This is a genomic window from Streptomyces sp. B21-105 (assembly GCF_036898465.1).
GTDB lineage: Bacteria > Actinomycetota > Actinomycetes > Streptomycetales > Streptomycetaceae > Streptomyces.
Map to the genome: position 1 here is coordinate 625909 of NZ_JARUMJ010000001.1, position 15185 is coordinate 641093.

10 protein-coding genes and 1 pseudogene are annotated in these 15185 nt (G+C 72.3%); 4 read left to right on the forward strand and 7 right to left on the reverse strand.

Going from position 1 to position 15185, the window contains the following annotated elements:
- The first annotated feature begins 127 nt into the window (after window positions 1–127).
- Window positions 128–1024: an NUDIX hydrolase gene (locus QA802_RS02585; protein WP_334517815.1), complete on the forward strand. Its 897-nt coding sequence runs from the start codon at window positions 128–130 to the stop codon at window positions 1022–1024.
- Window positions 1025–1108: 84 nt separating this feature from the next.
- Here QA802_RS02585 and QA802_RS02590 read toward each other — a convergent pair.
- Together QA802_RS02590 and QA802_RS02595 are read right to left on the reverse strand one after the other, a co-directional pair.
- Window positions 1109–2209 (reverse strand): annotated as a pseudogene (locus tag QA802_RS02590) (serine/threonine-protein kinase); the annotation flags it as partial.
- A gap of 55 nt (window positions 2210–2264) precedes the next feature.
- Window positions 2265–3110, reverse strand: coding sequence for an oxygenase MpaB family protein (locus QA802_RS02595; protein WP_334517817.1), 846 nt, complete (start codon window positions 3108–3110; stop codon window positions 2265–2267).
- A gap of 242 nt (window positions 3111–3352) precedes the next feature.
- Between QA802_RS02595 and QA802_RS02600 the strand changes: the two genes are divergently transcribed.
- A complete protein-coding gene (locus QA802_RS02600; protein WP_334517818.1) occupies window positions 3353–4222 on the forward strand; it encodes a universal stress protein in 870 nt (289 codons plus the stop codon).
- Window positions 4223–4314: 92 nt separating this feature from the next.
- Here the strand turns inward: QA802_RS02600 and QA802_RS02605 are convergent, their stop codons facing one another.
- Window positions 4315–5493, reverse strand: coding sequence for an acyl-CoA dehydrogenase family protein (locus QA802_RS02605; protein WP_334517819.1), 1179 nt, complete (start codon window positions 5491–5493; stop codon window positions 4315–4317).
- A 186-nt stretch (window positions 5494–5679) separates the two neighbouring features.
- Entirely contained in the window at window positions 5680–6054 is a 375-nt protein-coding gene (locus QA802_RS02610; RefSeq protein WP_334517820.1) for a four-helix bundle copper-binding protein, read from the reverse strand.
- Window positions 6055–6283: 229 nt separating this feature from the next.
- On the opposite strand from QA802_RS02610, the gene QA802_RS02615 reads away from it, so the two are divergent.
- Window positions 6284–6649: a DUF6479 family protein gene (locus QA802_RS02615; RefSeq protein ID WP_334517821.1), complete on the forward strand. Its 366-nt coding sequence runs from the start codon at window positions 6284–6286 to the stop codon at window positions 6647–6649.
- Window positions 6650–6717: 68 nt separating this feature from the next.
- On the opposite strand, the gene QA802_RS02620 is transcribed toward QA802_RS02615, so the two are convergent.
- Window positions 6718–9105 (reverse strand): ATP-binding cassette domain-containing protein, encoded by a 2388-nt coding sequence (locus QA802_RS02620; protein ID WP_334517822.1) that lies wholly within the window; start codon window positions 9103–9105, stop codon window positions 6718–6720.
- A 274-nt stretch (window positions 9106–9379) separates the two neighbouring features.
- Between QA802_RS02620 and QA802_RS02625 the strand changes: the two genes are divergently transcribed.
- Entirely contained in the window at window positions 9380–11428 is a 2049-nt protein-coding gene (locus QA802_RS02625) for a PAS domain S-box protein (protein WP_334517823.1), read from the forward strand.
- On the opposite strand, the gene QA802_RS02630 is transcribed toward QA802_RS02625, so the two are convergent.
- Complete coding sequence (locus QA802_RS02630) at window positions 11412–12389, reverse strand: ATP-grasp domain-containing protein (protein WP_334517824.1); 978 nt, start codon at window positions 12387–12389, stop codon at window positions 11412–11414. The two genes, QA802_RS02625 and QA802_RS02630, sit on opposite strands and share 17 nt — an antisense overlap.
- A gap of 394 nt (window positions 12390–12783) precedes the next feature.
- Window positions 12784–15168 (reverse strand): phosphoketolase family protein, encoded by a 2385-nt coding sequence (locus QA802_RS02635; protein ID WP_334517825.1) that lies wholly within the window; start codon window positions 15166–15168, stop codon window positions 12784–12786.
- Window positions 15169–15185 lie beyond the last annotated feature (17 nt).

Genomic DNA, 15185 nt, shown 5'->3' on the forward strand with positions numbered 1-15185 from the left:
GGCGCGGGCCGCTCGGGGTCTTCGGAGCCGGAGAGCGAAGGGCAGGCCTGGGCGGCGCCGGCTCCCCTACGATCGTCATGGCCTCAAGTGCGTCGAGGCGCACGCACGTTGGATTCAGGGGGAGACCATGACCGCCCAGCCGTCCGCAATGTCCGGAGCCGAGCCGCGCAATTCCGCCGCCCTGCTGGTCAACCGGCGCGGCCAGTACCTCCTGCATCTGCGGGACGCGCACAAGCCGATCTGTGACGCGGGCCTGTGGTCGCTTCCGGGCGGCGCGTGCGAGGGGGACGAGACGCTCGAGGAGGCCGTCGTCCGCGAACTGCTGGAGGAGACGGGTCTGGTCCTCGAGGGCCTGACCCGGTACGCGGTCGTCGACGGCATCCAGGTCTTCCTGGGCGGCTGGGACGGAGATCCCTCGCGGCTGCCCGTCACCGAGGGCATCATGTTCGCCTTCTTCGACGCGGCGACCACCGCGCACCTGACGATGGCGCCGGGCGCCGCGCAGGTCATCGCCCGGCACCAGGCGGCCCCCGTCACCCCGAGGCCGCAGCCGCAGCCGCCCGTGCGGGAGACCGTCCTCAACGCCGTCGGCGCCCACCTCTACCTGGAGCGCGACGGCGAGATCCTGCTCGGTCTGCGCCACCCGGACTCGCCCTTCGCGCCCCTGAAGCACCACTTCCTGGCGGGCCACTGCGAGCGGGAGTCCGCGGTGGCGTGTCTCGTGCGCGAGGCCCGGGAGGAGGCCGGGCTGGAGATCGCGGCAGGGGACGTCGAGCTCGCGCATGTCGTGCACGTCGTCGACTCGCCCACCGGGCGGCCGCGCCTGCAGCTCGTCTTCCGGGCCCGGCGCTGGAAGGGCGAGCCGCGGCTGCTGGAGCCGGACAAGTGCCTGAGCTGGGACTGGTGGCCGCTGGACGCGCTGCCGGAGCCGATGGTCGCCTACGCGCGCACGGCCGTCGCCGGGATCCGCGCCGGGCGGCCGTACTCGGAGCTGGGCTGGGAGCGGCAACCGGCCCCGGCGTGACCGCGGGTACCGGCCCCGGCGTCCGGCCGCCCCTACCGACCGGCCTGCGCGCACCCTGCGCAGCAGGCGCGCGCCCCGGGTTCACGGGGCGGGCGCACCGTCCGGGGTCGGGACCGCCACGAGGGTCTGGCGGGGAATCCACTCGTCGGTCAGGGACGCGCCGGTGTCCGTACGTGTGCCTCCTCGCGGTCCGGCGCCGACGGCCGGGGGGCCGACGGTCATGCCGCGGGTCCAGGACGGCAGCCGGGGAGCGCCGCCGTCCGCCACATGCCCCGCGGACGTCTGCGACCCCGACTCCCGCCCCGGCGGCACGGGCGTGGGCAGGCTGCTCGGCGTGCTGCGGGCGTCGGCGATGCGCTGGACGATCTCCCGGGCGTCGTGGGGGCGCTGGTCGGGCTGCTTGGCGAGCAGGTCGAGGATGATCCGGTCGAGGTGGGCCGGCAGGTCGGCGCGGTGCTCGCGCGGCGGCCGGGGCGGGGTGTCCCGGTGTCCGACGAGGATCGCCCAGGGGTCGTCCAGGTCGAACGGCGGACGGCCGGTGGCGATCTCGTACAGCACGCATCCCAGCGAGTACAGGTCGCTGCGCCGGTCGACCTCCTCCCCCGCGATCTGCTCGGGGGACATGTAGTGCGGGGTGCCCATGGCGATGCCGGTGCCGGTGAGCCGGGAGGTGAAGCCCACGTCGTGGCTGAGACGGGCGATGCCGAAGTCGCAGATCTTCACGGTGCCGTCGGCGAGGCGCACGATGTTCGCCGGCTTCAGGTCGCGGTGCACGACGCCCTGCCGGTGGGTGTAGGCAAGGGCCGCGGCCACCTGGTCGGCGATGTCGACGACCTCCGCCACGGGCAGCGGCCGGCGTTCGCCGTCGTCCAGCAGCTGGCAGAGGTTGCGGCCGTCGAGGAGTTCCATGACGAGGAAGAGGACGCCGTCGTGGTCGCCGAAGTCGTGGACGACCGTCACCCCGCGGTGCTGGAGCGCGGCGGCCACGCGGCCCTCGCGCCGGAACCGCTCACGCAGCACGCTTCCCGAGGACGGGTCGTGGTGCGGGCCGGCCGGTTTGAGGCACTTCACGGCGACCTGCCGGCCGAGGGACTCGTCCCGGGCCCGCCACACCTCGCCCATCCCACCGCGCCCGATCCGGTCCAGCAGCCGGTACCGGCCCTGGATCAGCCTGCTCTCCGCCATGGTGTGCCGCCCCCGTCGCCTTCCAGCCCTCCCCCAGAGGGTTCAGTATGGCGGCCTATCGTCGCACCTTGTACGGTGCCGGTCGGCTTTCGGGGCCCAGTCTCGACATCGCCCGCAGGATGTGTTTGGGCGGGAGCTGCCATCGCAGACGTGCGGGAACGCAGCGCAGCGCGGCGCCCGTGGCGCGCAACCGGCGGGTGACGACGGCGGGCGCGGGGGCCGGTCTGCCGTACAACGCGTGGGCGTACGGCGGCAGCGAGGCGTACGCCAGGTTCGCCACGCGCCGCCACAGCACCGCGCGCGCCGGGACGAGCAGGGGGTGGACGGGCGGACGGCGCAGGAAGTCGTCGACCTCGCGGGCCTCCGCTCCCGCGGCGAGCTCGGGGAGGGTCCGGTCGAAGTACGCCGCCATCTCCGACCGGTCGGCGGGCGCCGTCTCCGGGTCGAGGCCCACCAGGCGGGCGCTGACGCGGTGCTCCGCCAGGTAGCGGTCGGCGTCCGCGTCGGTGAGCGGGTAGCCGGAGCGGCGCAGCACGTGCAGATAGGAGTCGATCTCGGCGCAGTGCACCCACAGCAGCAGGGCGGGTTCGTCCACGCCGTACCGCTCCCCCGTCTCCGGGTCGGTCGCGGACAGCATGCGGTGGATCTTGCGGACGCGGGCGCCGGCCTTCTCGGCCGCCTCAGCGGTGCCGTACGCCGTGGTGCCGACGAAGTCGGCGGTGCGCATCAGCCGGCCCCAGGCGTCGCGCCGGAAGTCGGAATTCTGGGTGACGCCGCGCACGGCGCGCGGGTGCAGCGCCTGGAGGTAGAGCGCGCGGATCCCTGCGACCCACATCATCGGATCGCCGTGCATCTGCCAGGTCACGCTGCGCGGGGTGAACAAGCCCGGGTCGCCCGTCATGGCGGCAGTGTGCCAGGGATCGCCGGCCGGCACGAAGAGCGCCGGCTCCTTTGTTCCCGAAGCCGACCGGTCACCGCGGGGACCGGGCCGTCCCCACGGTCCACATGCGCCGTGGAGGGAACTGGGGTCTCCTCGAAGGGAGAGAACGCCCACGCCCGGCATGCCGACGATGTCGCACCCCGGCTCCACCGCACCCGCTCACCGTCGCGCATCCGGCTTCGTACGAGAGGGAGGCCGCTGCCATGCAACCGGTCGTCACCGTGGGCCTCGACGGCTCACCCGCGAGCCTCGCCGCCGCCCGCTGGGCCGCCGACGAGGCCGAGAAGCGCAGGCTGACCCTGCGGCTGCTGCACGCCTGGCCGCTCCTGGCGCCGGAACCCGCCCGGCTGCCGTCCGAGGTCGACCAGAACTACTGGGCGAAGCGTCTGGTCCACACCGCGCAGGCGGAGCTTCAGACCCGCCACCCCGGTCTGACCGTCGTCGGGAGCCTGGTCGCCGAGGACGCCCACGAGGCCCTGCTCCAGGCGGCCGCGGACGCCGAGATGATGGTGCTCGGTTCGCGGGGAATGGAGGCCGTCGAGAGCTACTTCATGGGCGATGTCAGCTTGCCGGTCGTGGCACGGGCCGAGCGGCCCGTCGTCCTCGTCCGCTCGGACCCGACGGACGAGGAACGCGCTCCCGGACCGCCGGCCCGCGTGGTCGTGGCGCTGAAACTGCACACGCCCGGGGACGGGCTGCTCGACTTCGCCTTCCACACCGCCGCGGCCCGGGGTGCTCCCCTCGTGGCCGTCCACAGCCGCAGCGTGCCGCTCCACGCGCGCATGCCGTGGGGCGCCGACCACGCCGTCACCGAGGAGATGACGAAAGACGCGCGCACGGCGCTGAGCGACGAGCTGCGCCCCTGGCAGGAGAAGTACCCGCAGGTGGAAGTGGTCGAAAACATCCGGCTCGCGAGTCCGGGCAAGGCCGTCGTGCAGGCCGCCGAGGGCGCGGCGCTGCTGGTCGTGGGCAGACGCGCGCACCGGCGCGGTACGGGACACCACCTGGGTCCGGTCGCCCAGGCCGCCATCCATCACGGCCGCTGCCCCGTCGCCGTCGTCCCCCACGACTGACCCCGTCCCCGGGCGGCAGGCGGGCGCCCCTCGGGACCGTCGCACACTGCACAATCGCTGCGTGACGCAGCACATCGAGGTCCAAAAGTCGACTAGCGCCGTACCCGGGGCATCCCCAGGCCGATCCACGAGATGATCTCTCGCTGGATCTCGTTGTTGCCGCCGCCGAAGGTGAAGATCACGGCGGAGCGGTAGCCGCGTTCCAGCTCGCCGTGGAGCACCGCTCCCGCGGAGCCCTCCTGGAGTGCGCCGGGCGCCGCGACGACCTCCAGCAGCCAGGCGTAGGCGTCGCGGCGGGCCTCGGAGCCGTAGACCTTCACGGCGGAGGCGTCCTGTGGGGTGAGGGTGCCGTTCTGCAGGGCTCCGACCATCTGCCAGTTGAGGAGCTTGAGGGCGTCGAGCTTCACATGGGTCTGGGCCAGCCGTCGGCGCACCCAGGCCAGGTCGATGACCCGGCGGCCGTCGGCGAGCTTGGTCTCGCTCGCCCAGCGCTGCACGTCGTGCAGGGCGCGGATGGCCATGGTGCCGTGCGCGGCGAGGGTGACGCGCTCGTGGTTGAGCTGGTTGGTGATCAGTCGCCAGCCCTGGTTCTCGGCGCCGACGCGCCGGGATACGGGGACGCGGATGTTCTCGTAGTAGCTGGCGGTGGTGTCGTGGGAGGCGAGCGTGCGGATGACGGTGCAGGAGTAGCCGGGGTCGGCGGTCGGCACGAGGAGCATGGAGATGCCCTTGTGCGGCGGGGCCGCGGGGTCGGTGCGCACGGCGAGCCACACCCAGTCGGCGGTGTCGCCGTTGGTCGTCCAGATCTTCTGCCCGTTGACGACGTACGTGTCGCCGTCGCGTACCGCACGCGTCCGGAGGGCGGCCAGGTCCGTGCCCGCGTCGGGTTCGCTGTAGCCGATGGCGAAGTCGATCTCCCCGGCGAGGATCTTCGGCAGGAAGTACGCCTTCTGCTCGTCGGTGCCGTACCGCATGATCGTCGGCCCGACGGTGTTCAGCGCCATCAGGGGCAGCGGTACGCCGGCCTGGGCGGCCTCGTCGAAGAAGACGAACTGCTCGATCGGGGTCAGGCCTCGGCCGCCGTACTCCTCGGGCCAGCCGACGCCGAGCCAGCCGTCGGCGCCGAGGCGGCGGATGGTGGCGCGGTAGAAGACCTTCGCGCCGACCGGGTCGGAGTGCCGGGCATAGGCGTTGTCCGGCACCAACTCGGCGAAGTAGGCGCGCAGTTCCGTGCGCAGCCGTAGTTGCTCGGGCGTGTGGTCGAGGTGCACGGCGCCTCCTGGCTCCCCAAGGCCGGTGTCCTGACGGCGCACACCGTAGAACGTGTTCCAGAAATTGGGAACGCACAGGGGCGGCGGAAAGCGATGCCGCTCCGGTCGATCACCGCGAGCGCGGCGGTCCGGGCGGGCGCTGCGGCGCGGGACGGGCGGTCGGCTCGGCTCGACGCCGCGACCGGTTCAGGACAGCGTCCGGATGAACTCCGTGCAGGCCTGTGCGCACGCACGGCAGGCCGCCGCGCTCTCCTCGGCGCCGGGATGTCCGTCAAAGGCGTGCGCGCACTCCAGGCAGACGGTGCGACACCACTCCAGTTGGGCGCGGATGCCGTCCTCGTCCATCCGGTTCTCCTCGGACAGTACGCGGCAGGTCGCGTCACAGACCTCCGCGCACATGATGCCCTTGCGGCGCACCAGCGCCTGCCGGTCGGTTCCGTCCGCGTCCACGAGGCTCGCGCGCAGCGCACAGGCCTGCGCACACTCGGTGCACGCCTGTGCGCAGGCGAAGCGGCCCTCCAGGAACCGGAAGAGCTCCTGCTGGGATGTCGTCGAAGTCACATCTGAGCGGGTAGCCGGTGTGCGCCGAGCCAAACCGCCCGCCGGCGGTCGCATGGACGGCACGGACCGGGGCGGAGCGCCCGGGGCGGAGCGCCCGGGGCGGAGCGCCCGGGGCGCCGGCGAACCAGAACCCCGGAACCAGGACCCGGAACCCGATGGGAACCGGAACCGGCTCGGAACCGGAACCGGGATTTCGGTTCACTGTCCATTTCGTGGGTATTTTTCTGATATGACTACCGCAAGCCAGCAGCTGGCCGCCCCGAGCGGTCTGCTCAGCCTCGGGCTGTTCATGGTCCCCGTGCTCCTCGTGATCGTTCTGGGCGGGAGCTTCTGGCTGGGCGCTCGCATCAAGTCGCGTGAGTCGGATCGGCCGCGCCCCGAGGAACAGCCGCACCTGCCGCCCGGCGGGGCGGTGCGCGAGATCCGCGAGCACCGGGAACCCGAGGAGGTGCCCCGGACGCCGGACGGCGGACGCCCCCTCACCCCCTACGAGCTGACCAACATGCAGACCAGAGCGAGCACCGAGCAGAAACGGCCGCGCTGGAGCCGGGGCAGCAGCGGGTCGTTCGGCGGCGGCGGACTCGGCGCGCACTGAAGCGAACCCGCACCGAGCGCCGGGTGGCCGGAGCGGCGATGTCGGGGCAGCCGTTCCGACCCGGGGCGTCAGGCGCCGACGTAGTCCGCCAGGTGCTCGCCGGTGAGGGTGGAGCGGGCGGCGACGAGGTCGGCGGGGGTGCCCTCGAAGACGACGCTGCCGCCGTCGTGGCCGGCGCCGGGCCCGAGGTCGATGATCCAGTCGGCGTGCGCCATCACCGCCGGGTGGTGCTCGACCACGACGACCGACTTCCCGGCGTCGACCAGCCGGTCGAGCAGGCCGAGCAACTGCTCGACGTCGGCGAGGTGGAGGCCGGTGGTCGGCTCGTCGAGGACGTAGACGCCGCCCTTGTCGGCCATGTGGGTGGCCAGCTTGAGCCGCTGCCGCTCGCCGCCGGAGAGCGTGGTGAGCGGCTGGCCGAGGCTGAGGTATCCGAGACCGACGTCGGCGAGCCGCTGAAGGACGCGGTGCGCGGCGGGCGTGGCCGCCTCGCCCGCGGCGAAGAACTCCTCGGCCTCGGCCACCGACATCGCCAGCACCTCACTGATGTCACGGCCGCCGAGTCGGTACTCCAGCACCGATGCCTGGAACCGCTTTCCCTCGCACTCCTCACAGGTCGTGGCGACGCCAGCCATCATCGCCAGGTCGGTGTAGACGACGCCGGCGCCGTTGCACGTGGGGCAGGCCCCCTCGGAGTTGGCGCTGAACAGCGCAGGCTTCACACCGTTCACCTTCGCGAACGCCTTGCGGATGGGGTCGAGCAGTCCGGTGTACGTGGCCGGGTTGCTGCGCCGGGAACCGCGGATCGCCCCCTGGTCGACCGCCACCACACCCTCGCCGGGCGGGATCGACCCGTGCACGAGCGAGCTCTTGCCCGAGCCGGCCACGCCGGTGACCACGACCAGCACCCCGAGCGGGATGTCGACGTCGACGTCTCGCAGGTTGTGCGCGCACGCGCCCCGGACCTCCAGCGCGCCGGTGGGCTTGCGCACCGTCTCCTTCACGGCGGCCCGGTCGTCGAGGTGACGGCCGGTGATGGTGTCGCCGGCCCGCAGCCCCTGCACGGTGCCCTCGAAACAGACGCTGCCGCCCGCCGTGCCCGCGCCGGGGCCGAGGTCGACGACGTGGTCGGCGATGGCGATCGTCTGCGGCTTGTGCTCCACGACGAGCACCGTGTTGCCCTTGTCCCGCAGGCGCAGCAGCAGGTTGTTCATCCGGCTGATGTCGTGCGGGTGCAGACCCGTGGTGGGCTCGTCGAAGACGTAGGTGACATCGGTCAGCGAGGAACCGAGGTGGCGGATCATCTTGACGCGCTGCGCCTCGCCGCCCGAGAGCGTGCCCGAGGGCCGCTCCAGCGACAGGTAGCCGAGGCCGATCTCCGCGAACGAGTCCAGCGTGTGCTGCAGCGCGGTGAGCAGCGGCGCCACCGACGGCTCCTCGATGCCGCGGACCCACTCGGCCAGGTCGCTGATCTGCATCGCGCAGGCGTCGGCGATGCTCACCCCGCCGATCTTCGACGCCCGGGCGCCCTCGCTCAGCCGCGTGCCGTCGCACTCGGGGCAGACGGTGAACGTCATCGCCCGCTCGACGAAGGCACGAATGTGCGGCTGCAACGCTTCGATGTCCTTGGAAAGCATCGACTTCTGGATCTTGGGGATCAGGCCCTCGTAGGTGAGGTTGATGCCCTCGACCTTGATCTTGGTCGGTTCCTTGTGGAGGAGGTCGTGCAGCTCCCTCTTCGTGAACCTGCGGATCGGCTTGTCGGGGTCGAAGAAGCCGCAGCCGCCGAAGATGCGGCCGTACCAGCCGTCCATGCTGTAGCCGGGGATCGTCAGCGCGCCCTCGTTGAGCGACTTGCTGTCGTCGTAGAGCTGGGTGAGGTCGATGTCGGAGACCGTGCCGCGGCCTTCGCAGCGGGGGCACATGCCGCCGGTGCGGGAGTACGTCGCCTTGACCGCCTTCTTGGTGCCGCGCTCCACGGTGATCGCACCGCTCGCCCGGACGGACGCGGTGTTGAAGGAGTAGGCGCTGGGCGGGCCGATGTGCGGCTCGCCGAGTCTGCTGAACAGGATGCGCAGCATCGCGTTTGCGTCGGTGGCGGTGCCCACGGTGGAGCGGGGGTCGGCGCCCAGCCGCTGTTGGTCGACGATGATCGCGGTCGTCAGGCCGTCGAGCACGTCCACCTCGGGCCGCGACAGGTTCGGCATGAAGCCCTGCACGAAGGCGCTGTAGGTCTCGTTGATCAGCCGCTGCGACTCCGCGGCGATGGTGTCGAAGACCAGGGAGCTCTTCCCCGAGCCCGAGACGCCGGTGAACACCGTCAGCCGGCGCTTGGGGATCTCGATGCTCACGTCCTTGAGGTTGTTCTCGCGCGCGCCGTGCACCCGGATCAGGTCGTGGCTGTCCGCGACATGGGACGCGGGTGACTGCGCGTCCGTCCTCTTGGCCATGCTCATCGTTTCTCCCTCACTCCTCGGGAGCACCTGTGCGCTCCCCCCGTTGCCCTGCCCGATCCACTCGGGCGTCCAGCCGTCCAGCCGTCCAGCCGTCCAGCCGTCCTGCCGTCCGACGCCACGCTATCCGCGGGCCGGGGTCGGCCGCTTCTCGAATAGTGATGGGTTCGGTGGCGTTCAGGTTCGAACAAGGGGCGGACAGTAAACGACAACCGTCGGCGGGGCCGGACCGTAGGCGCTGAGATGGCCTGATTCGTCGTGCAGGATGAGGTGGAAGATGGCCGACGTGATGCGGGCGGAACCGGCGCGGCGCGCGAAGGCGGGGGCGGGCGCCGCGAAGTCAGGCGCGAAGCAGGACGTGAAACAGAAGCAGGACGCGAAACAGAACGTGAAGGGCGCGCCGCAGGGCGTCCGGCGGAAGAGTGCGCAGAAACGGTGCGCCTGCCAGTCGGCGGACGACGCGGTCGGCGGGGCCAAGGAGCGGTTCCGGGGCTTGCTCGAGGCGGCGCCGGACGCCATGGTCATCGTCGACGACACGGGTGCCATCCGGCTCGTCAACGCCCAGACCGAGGCCCTGTTCGGGTACGGCCGCGAAGAACTGCTCGGCCGTCCGGTCGAGTTGCTGATCCCGCACCGGTTCCACGGCCAGCACACCGCGCACCGCAGCGGGTACACGACCAATCGGCAGGTGCGTCCGATGGGCGCCGGCCTCGAACTGCACGGGCTCCGCAAGGACGGCACGGAGTTCCCGGTCGAGATCAGCCTGAGCCCGCTGGAGACCCCGGACGGCCTGCTGGTCTCAGCGGCCGTGCGCGACGTCAGCGACCGGAAGGCGGCCGAGGCGCGCATCAACGAGCTCGCCGCTCTGGTGGAGTCCTCGCAGGACGCGATCCTCGCCAAGACCCTCGACGGCTACATCACCTACTGGAACGCGGCCGCTCAGCGCCTGTACGGGTACACCGCCGAGGAGGCCATCGGCCGGCACGTGTCGATGCTGGCCTCGCCGGAGCGGCGCGGGGAGGTCAGCGAGCTGCTCAAGCGGCTGCGGCACGCCGAGAAGGTCGAGCACTACGAGACGCTGCGGCTGACCGGCACCGGAGAGCTGCTGGACGTGGACGTGACGCTGTGGCCGACCCGCGACCCGAACGGCACGGTGGTCGGGGCCTGCGCGATCGTGCGGGACATCAGCGACCGCAAGCGCGCCGAGGCCGAGCTCACGGCCCTGTACGAGCAGCAGCGGCACATCGCGCTGACCCTGCAGCGCAGTCTGATGGGGACACCGCCCGCGCTGCCGGGCCTGGCCACCGCAAGCCGCTACCGACCGGCGACACAGGGCGCCGGTGTGGGCGGCGACTGGTTCGACCTGATCCCGCTGGGCGCCGACCGGGTCGGTGTGCTGATAGGCGACGTCATGGGCCGCGGGCTGGAAGCGGCCGCCGTGATGGGCCAGTTGAGGTCCGCGGCGCACGCGCTGGCGAAGACCGGCATGCAGCCGCGCCAGCTGATGCGGGCGCTGGACACCTGTGTCGCCGACCTCGACGTGCCCGACCAGCTCGTCACCTGCTGCTATCTGGTGATCGCCCCGGACGCCGGCACGGTGACGGTCTGCTCGGCGGGGCATCTGCCCGTCCTGGTGGCCGGGGTGGTTGAGGGGGTCAGCGCCCTGCCCTGTCCGGTCAACGCCCCGCTCGGCGTGGGCGACGTCCTGTACGAGCAGTCCAGTTCGGAGATACCGCCGGGCGCGACGCTGGTGCTCTACACCGACGGCCTGATCGAGACGCCCGGCTGCGACATCGAGGTGCGCATCGGTGAACTGAGCGTGCTGCTCGACGAGTTGTTCGTCGGCACGCCATGTCTGGAAGCCGCCGCGGACCATGTCCTCGCGGGTCTGCTGCCGGCCGCCGACAGCCACAACGACGACGTCACCCTGCTGCTGGCACAGCTGCCGGCCGCGCCGCTGGCCACCGTCACCACCCACTTCCCGGCCGTCCCGGCCTCCGTGCCGGAAGGGCGTGCCTTTCTGCACAAGGCGCTGACCTCGTGGAACTGCGCCGAGAACGCCGCCGACGCCCTCCTGCTGCTGTCGGAGACGCTGACCAACGCCGTGCAGCACGCCTCGGGCCCGGTCGGTCTGCGCCTGCACCGGACGGCGACCGACCTCACGGTGGAGGTGAGCGACGGCAGCGCCCAGCTGCCCCAGCCGCGCTCGGCCATCGAGGACGAGGAGTCGGGCCGCGGTCTGATCCTGGTCCGCGCCCTCGCCGCCAGCTGGGGCGTGCGGCCGACGGACGAGGGCAAGACGACGTGGTTCACGCTGAGGCTGTGAGCCCCCGGGGCGGGCCGCCGCAGCCCCAGGCGAGGGCGTCGAGGTGCGCCTGGACGTAGGGCACGGCCACCGCGTGCAGTTCGCGCTCCCCGTCGACGAAGGCCGGCTGGACGTTCACCTCGAAGACGACTCCGCCGTTCTCCACGGCCAGGTCGACGCCGGCGAAGGGCAGCCCGACCGACGCGGTGGCGGCGACGGCGAGTTCGGCGAGGCGGGGGTCCAGGTCCGGCGGGGCGATGTGGACGGCGGTGGCGCCCTGGCAGGTGTTGCAGGGGGTGTCGGTGGCGGGTTGGAGGTGCTCGCGGGCGTGCACGACACGGTCGCCGAGGACGAAGACGCGGAACTGGTGGCGCAGGCCGTCGGCGGTCACGTTGCCGGCGTCGCGGGAGAGCAGCCAGTCGGTACCGCGCTCGGCGTAGTAGGCGGCGGCGTCCGCCAGCTGGGCGGGGGTGGTGACATGGAAGGTGTCGTTGCCGCCGGTGCCGACGACAGGCCTGGCCCAGGTGTCCCCGCCGAGCCGGTCGAACGCGTCGGCCGCATCCCGCGGGGCGGGACGGGACAGCACGGCCGTCTCCATCTGGGCGACGCCGTCCCGGCGGAAGCGTTCGACGGTGAGGTTCTTCTCGGTCGCCGTCCGCCAGGCGTCGGGACAGGCGGCAAGGGTGACCACGCCGTGGGTCGCCAGGAGTTCCTGGAAGCCGGCGAGGCCCCGGCGACGGTCCGGCGGGATCTCGTAGAGCAGGACGACGTCGGGCGCGACGTCGAGCCGCTCCTCGGGGACCCGCAGCCGTAACCGGTCCTCGTGGCGGGTCGCCCGCCCTGTTCCGCCTGCCGCGAAGTGCCGGGAGTCGATCCGGACGGGCGGCGCGCCGGTGAGCAGTTCCACGGCCTCGGCGAGGTACTCACGGCACCCCTCGGGAGAGGTGGGGTCGGCGATCAGGGCGATGCACGGTCGGGACACAGCGGCCTCCAGGGGCTCTCGACGCGCGCTCGTACCGCGGACGGCCCTCGCACGGCCCGAGCGGTGTCACGGATGGTGCCTGTCGCGCGGGTGGTCACGCACTCGTCGCCGCGGAAGCCGCGCCGGTGTGCGGGCCGTCGCCGGGCCCGGACGGGACGCGGGGCGGACGGCCGGTGACCAAGGGTGGTGAGGCGGGCCCCGGGGATCCGTGTGGGGGGCCGGCCGACCACTGTAGGCACCGGTCGCGGCGTCGTGCCAGGGCGCACGGCGGCCCGGCGTCTGCCCCTCCCCCTGCGCCGTCCGCCCCGACCCGTGCGCCCGGGCCGAACACGCGCGCCGCGGCCCCCGGGAGGCGCGGCCGCGCCGGAGCCTCAGCCATCCCGGCGTGGTCGTCTCAGCCGTCCCAGGCCCAGTCCGCCACCTCGGGAAGGTCGGTGCCGTGGGCTCGGATCCAGTCGTGGTGACGCAGTCGCGCGTCCGCCATCCGCTGGCGTACGGCGACGGCGTGCACGGCGAGGCCGGGGACGCGGTCGATGACGTCCATGACGAGGCGGTAGCGGTCGAGGTCGTTGCGGACGACCATGTCGAACGGCGTGGTCGTGGTGCCGATCTCCTTGTAACCGCGTACGTGCAGGTTTCCGTGGCCGGCGCGCCGGTAGGCGAGGCGGTGGATCAGCCAGGGGTAGCCGTGGTAGGCGAAGATCACCGGCCGGTCGGCGGTGAACAGGCCGTCGTACTCGAAGTCGCCCATGCCGTGCGGGTGTTCGCCGCTCGGCAGCAGCCGGGCGATGTCCACGACGTTGACCACGCGGACCGCGAGCTGCGGAAGGTGCCGGCGCAGCAACTGGGCCGCGGCCAGCACCTCCTGGGTGGGCACGTCCCCCGCGCAGGCGAGGACCACGTCGGGTTCGCGGCCGCCGATCTCGGTGCCGGCCCACTCCCACACACCGGCCCCCCGCGCACAGTGCGCGCGGGCCTGGTCCATCGTCAGCCAGTCGAAGCAGGGCTGCTTTCCGGCCACCACGACGTTGACGTAGTCGCGGCTGCGCAGGACGTGGTCCGCCACGGCCAGCAACGTGTTGGCGTCCGGCGGCAGATAGACCCGTACGACCTCGGGGCTCTTGTTGAGGACGTGGTCCACGAAACCGGGGTCCTGGTGGGAGAACCCGTTGTGGTCCTGGCGCCAGACGTGCGAGGTCAGCAGGTAGTTGAGGGAGGCGAGGGGCGCCCTCCAGGGCAGCCTGCGGGTGACGCGCAGCCACTTGATGTGCTGGTTGACCATCGAGTCGACGATGTGCGCGAACGCCTCGTAGCAGGAGAACAGACCGTGACGGCCCGTCAGCAGATAGCCCTCCAGCCAGCCCTGGCAGGTGTGTTCGGAGAGGATCTCCATCACCCGGCCGTGCCGGTCGAGGTTCTCGTCCACCTGGAGGGTCTGTGCCTGCCAGGCCTTGCCGGTGGCGCCGTAGACGGCCTGGAGCCGGTTGGAGGCGGTCTCGTCCGGGCCGACGAGCCGGAAGTCGCGCCGGTCGGCGGTGAAGCGCATCACGTCTTCGAGCAAGTCGCCCAGCACGGCGGTCGGTTCGTGCAGCGCGGCGCCCGGCTTGTCCACGGGGACGGCGTACGCGTCCAGGTCGGGCAGCGGGAGTTCGCGCAGCAGCAGCCCGCCGTTGGCGTGTGGAGTGGCGCCGAGCCGGCGGTCCCCCTCGGGGATCCACGTCTGCACGTCGAGGCGGGGTGCGCCGCGTTCGTCGAAGAGCTCCTCCGGCCGGTAGGAGCGCAGCCACGCTTCCAGCTGCCGCAGGTGTTCGGGGTTGTCGCGGACGGCGGACAGCGGCACCTGGTGGGCGCGCCAGGTCCCCTCGACCGGGACGCGGTCGACGTGGGCGGGGCCGGTCCAGCCCTTGGGGGTGCGCAGCACGATCACCGGCCAGCGGGGGCGTTCGCCGGAGCCCTCCTCGCGGGCGGCGCGCTGGAGGGCCGCGATCCGGTCCAGTGCGGTGTCCATGGCCTGAGCCATCGCGCGGTGGACGGCGCTGGGCTCGTCGCCGGTGACGTGGATCGGGTCGTGGCCGTAGCCGCGCAGCAGGTCGTCGAGCTCGGGCTCGGGGATGCGCGCGAGCACCGTCGGGTTGGCGATCTTGTAGCCGTTGAGGTGCAGGATCGGCAGGACGGCGCCGTCGTGCACCGGGTCGAGGAACTTGTCGGAGTGCCAGGAGGCGGCCAACGGGCCGGTCTCGGCCTCTCCGTCGCCGATCACGCAGGCGACCAGCAGGTCGGGGTTGTCGAAGGCGGCGCCGTAGGCGTGGGAGAGCGAGTAGCCGAGTTCGCCGCCCTCGTGGATGGAGCCGGGGGTCTCCGGGGCGACGTGGCTGGGGATGCCGCCGGGGAAGGAGAACTGTTTGAACAGCCGGGCCATGCCGGCCGCGTCCTGGGTGACGTCCGGGTAGATCTCGGAGTAGGAGCCCTCCAGCCATGAGTTCGCCACCACCGCGGGCCCGCCGTGCCCGGGTCCCCAGACGCACAGGGCGTTCAGATCACGGGTGCGGATGACGCGGTTGAGGTGCGTGTACACGAGGTTCAGCCCGGGCGAGGTGCCCCAGTGGCCCAGCAGTCGCGGTTTGACGTGCTCCGGCCGCAGCGGCTCGGTGAGCAGCGGATTGGCCATGAGGTAGATCTGGCCGACGGCCAGGTAGTTCGCGGCGCGCCAGTGGGCGTGCAGCGTCCTGAGCTCGTCGTCGGTGAGCCGGGCGGACGTCGCTTGCGGGTCGACGGGCATCTCGGGTTCCCTTCCGG

Excerpts from the sequence above, each read along its gene's own strand:
- QA802_RS02585 (WP_334517815.1), top strand. The coding sequence starts at position 128 with ATGACCGCCCAGCCGTCCGCAATGTCCGGAGCCGAGCCGCGCAATTCC.
- QA802_RS02595 (WP_334517817.1), bottom strand. The coding sequence starts at position 3,110 with ATGACGGGCGACCCGGGCTTGTTCACCCCGCGCAGCGTGACCTGGCAG.
- QA802_RS02600 (WP_334517818.1), top strand. The coding sequence starts at position 3,353 with ATGCAACCGGTCGTCACCGTGGGCCTCGACGGCTCACCCGCGAGCCTC.
- QA802_RS02615 (WP_334517821.1), top strand. The coding sequence starts at position 6,284 with ATGACTACCGCAAGCCAGCAGCTGGCCGCCCCGAGCGGTCTGCTCAGC.
- QA802_RS02620 (WP_334517822.1), bottom strand. The coding sequence starts at position 9,105 with ATGAGCATGGCCAAGAGGACGGACGCGCAGTCACCCGCGTCCCATGTC.
- QA802_RS02625 (WP_334517823.1), top strand. The coding sequence starts at position 9,380 with ATGGCCGACGTGATGCGGGCGGAACCGGCGCGGCGCGCGAAGGCGGGG.
- QA802_RS02635 (WP_334517825.1), bottom strand. The coding sequence starts at position 15,168 with ATGCCCGTCGACCCGCAAGCGACGTCCGCCCGGCTCACCGACGACGAG.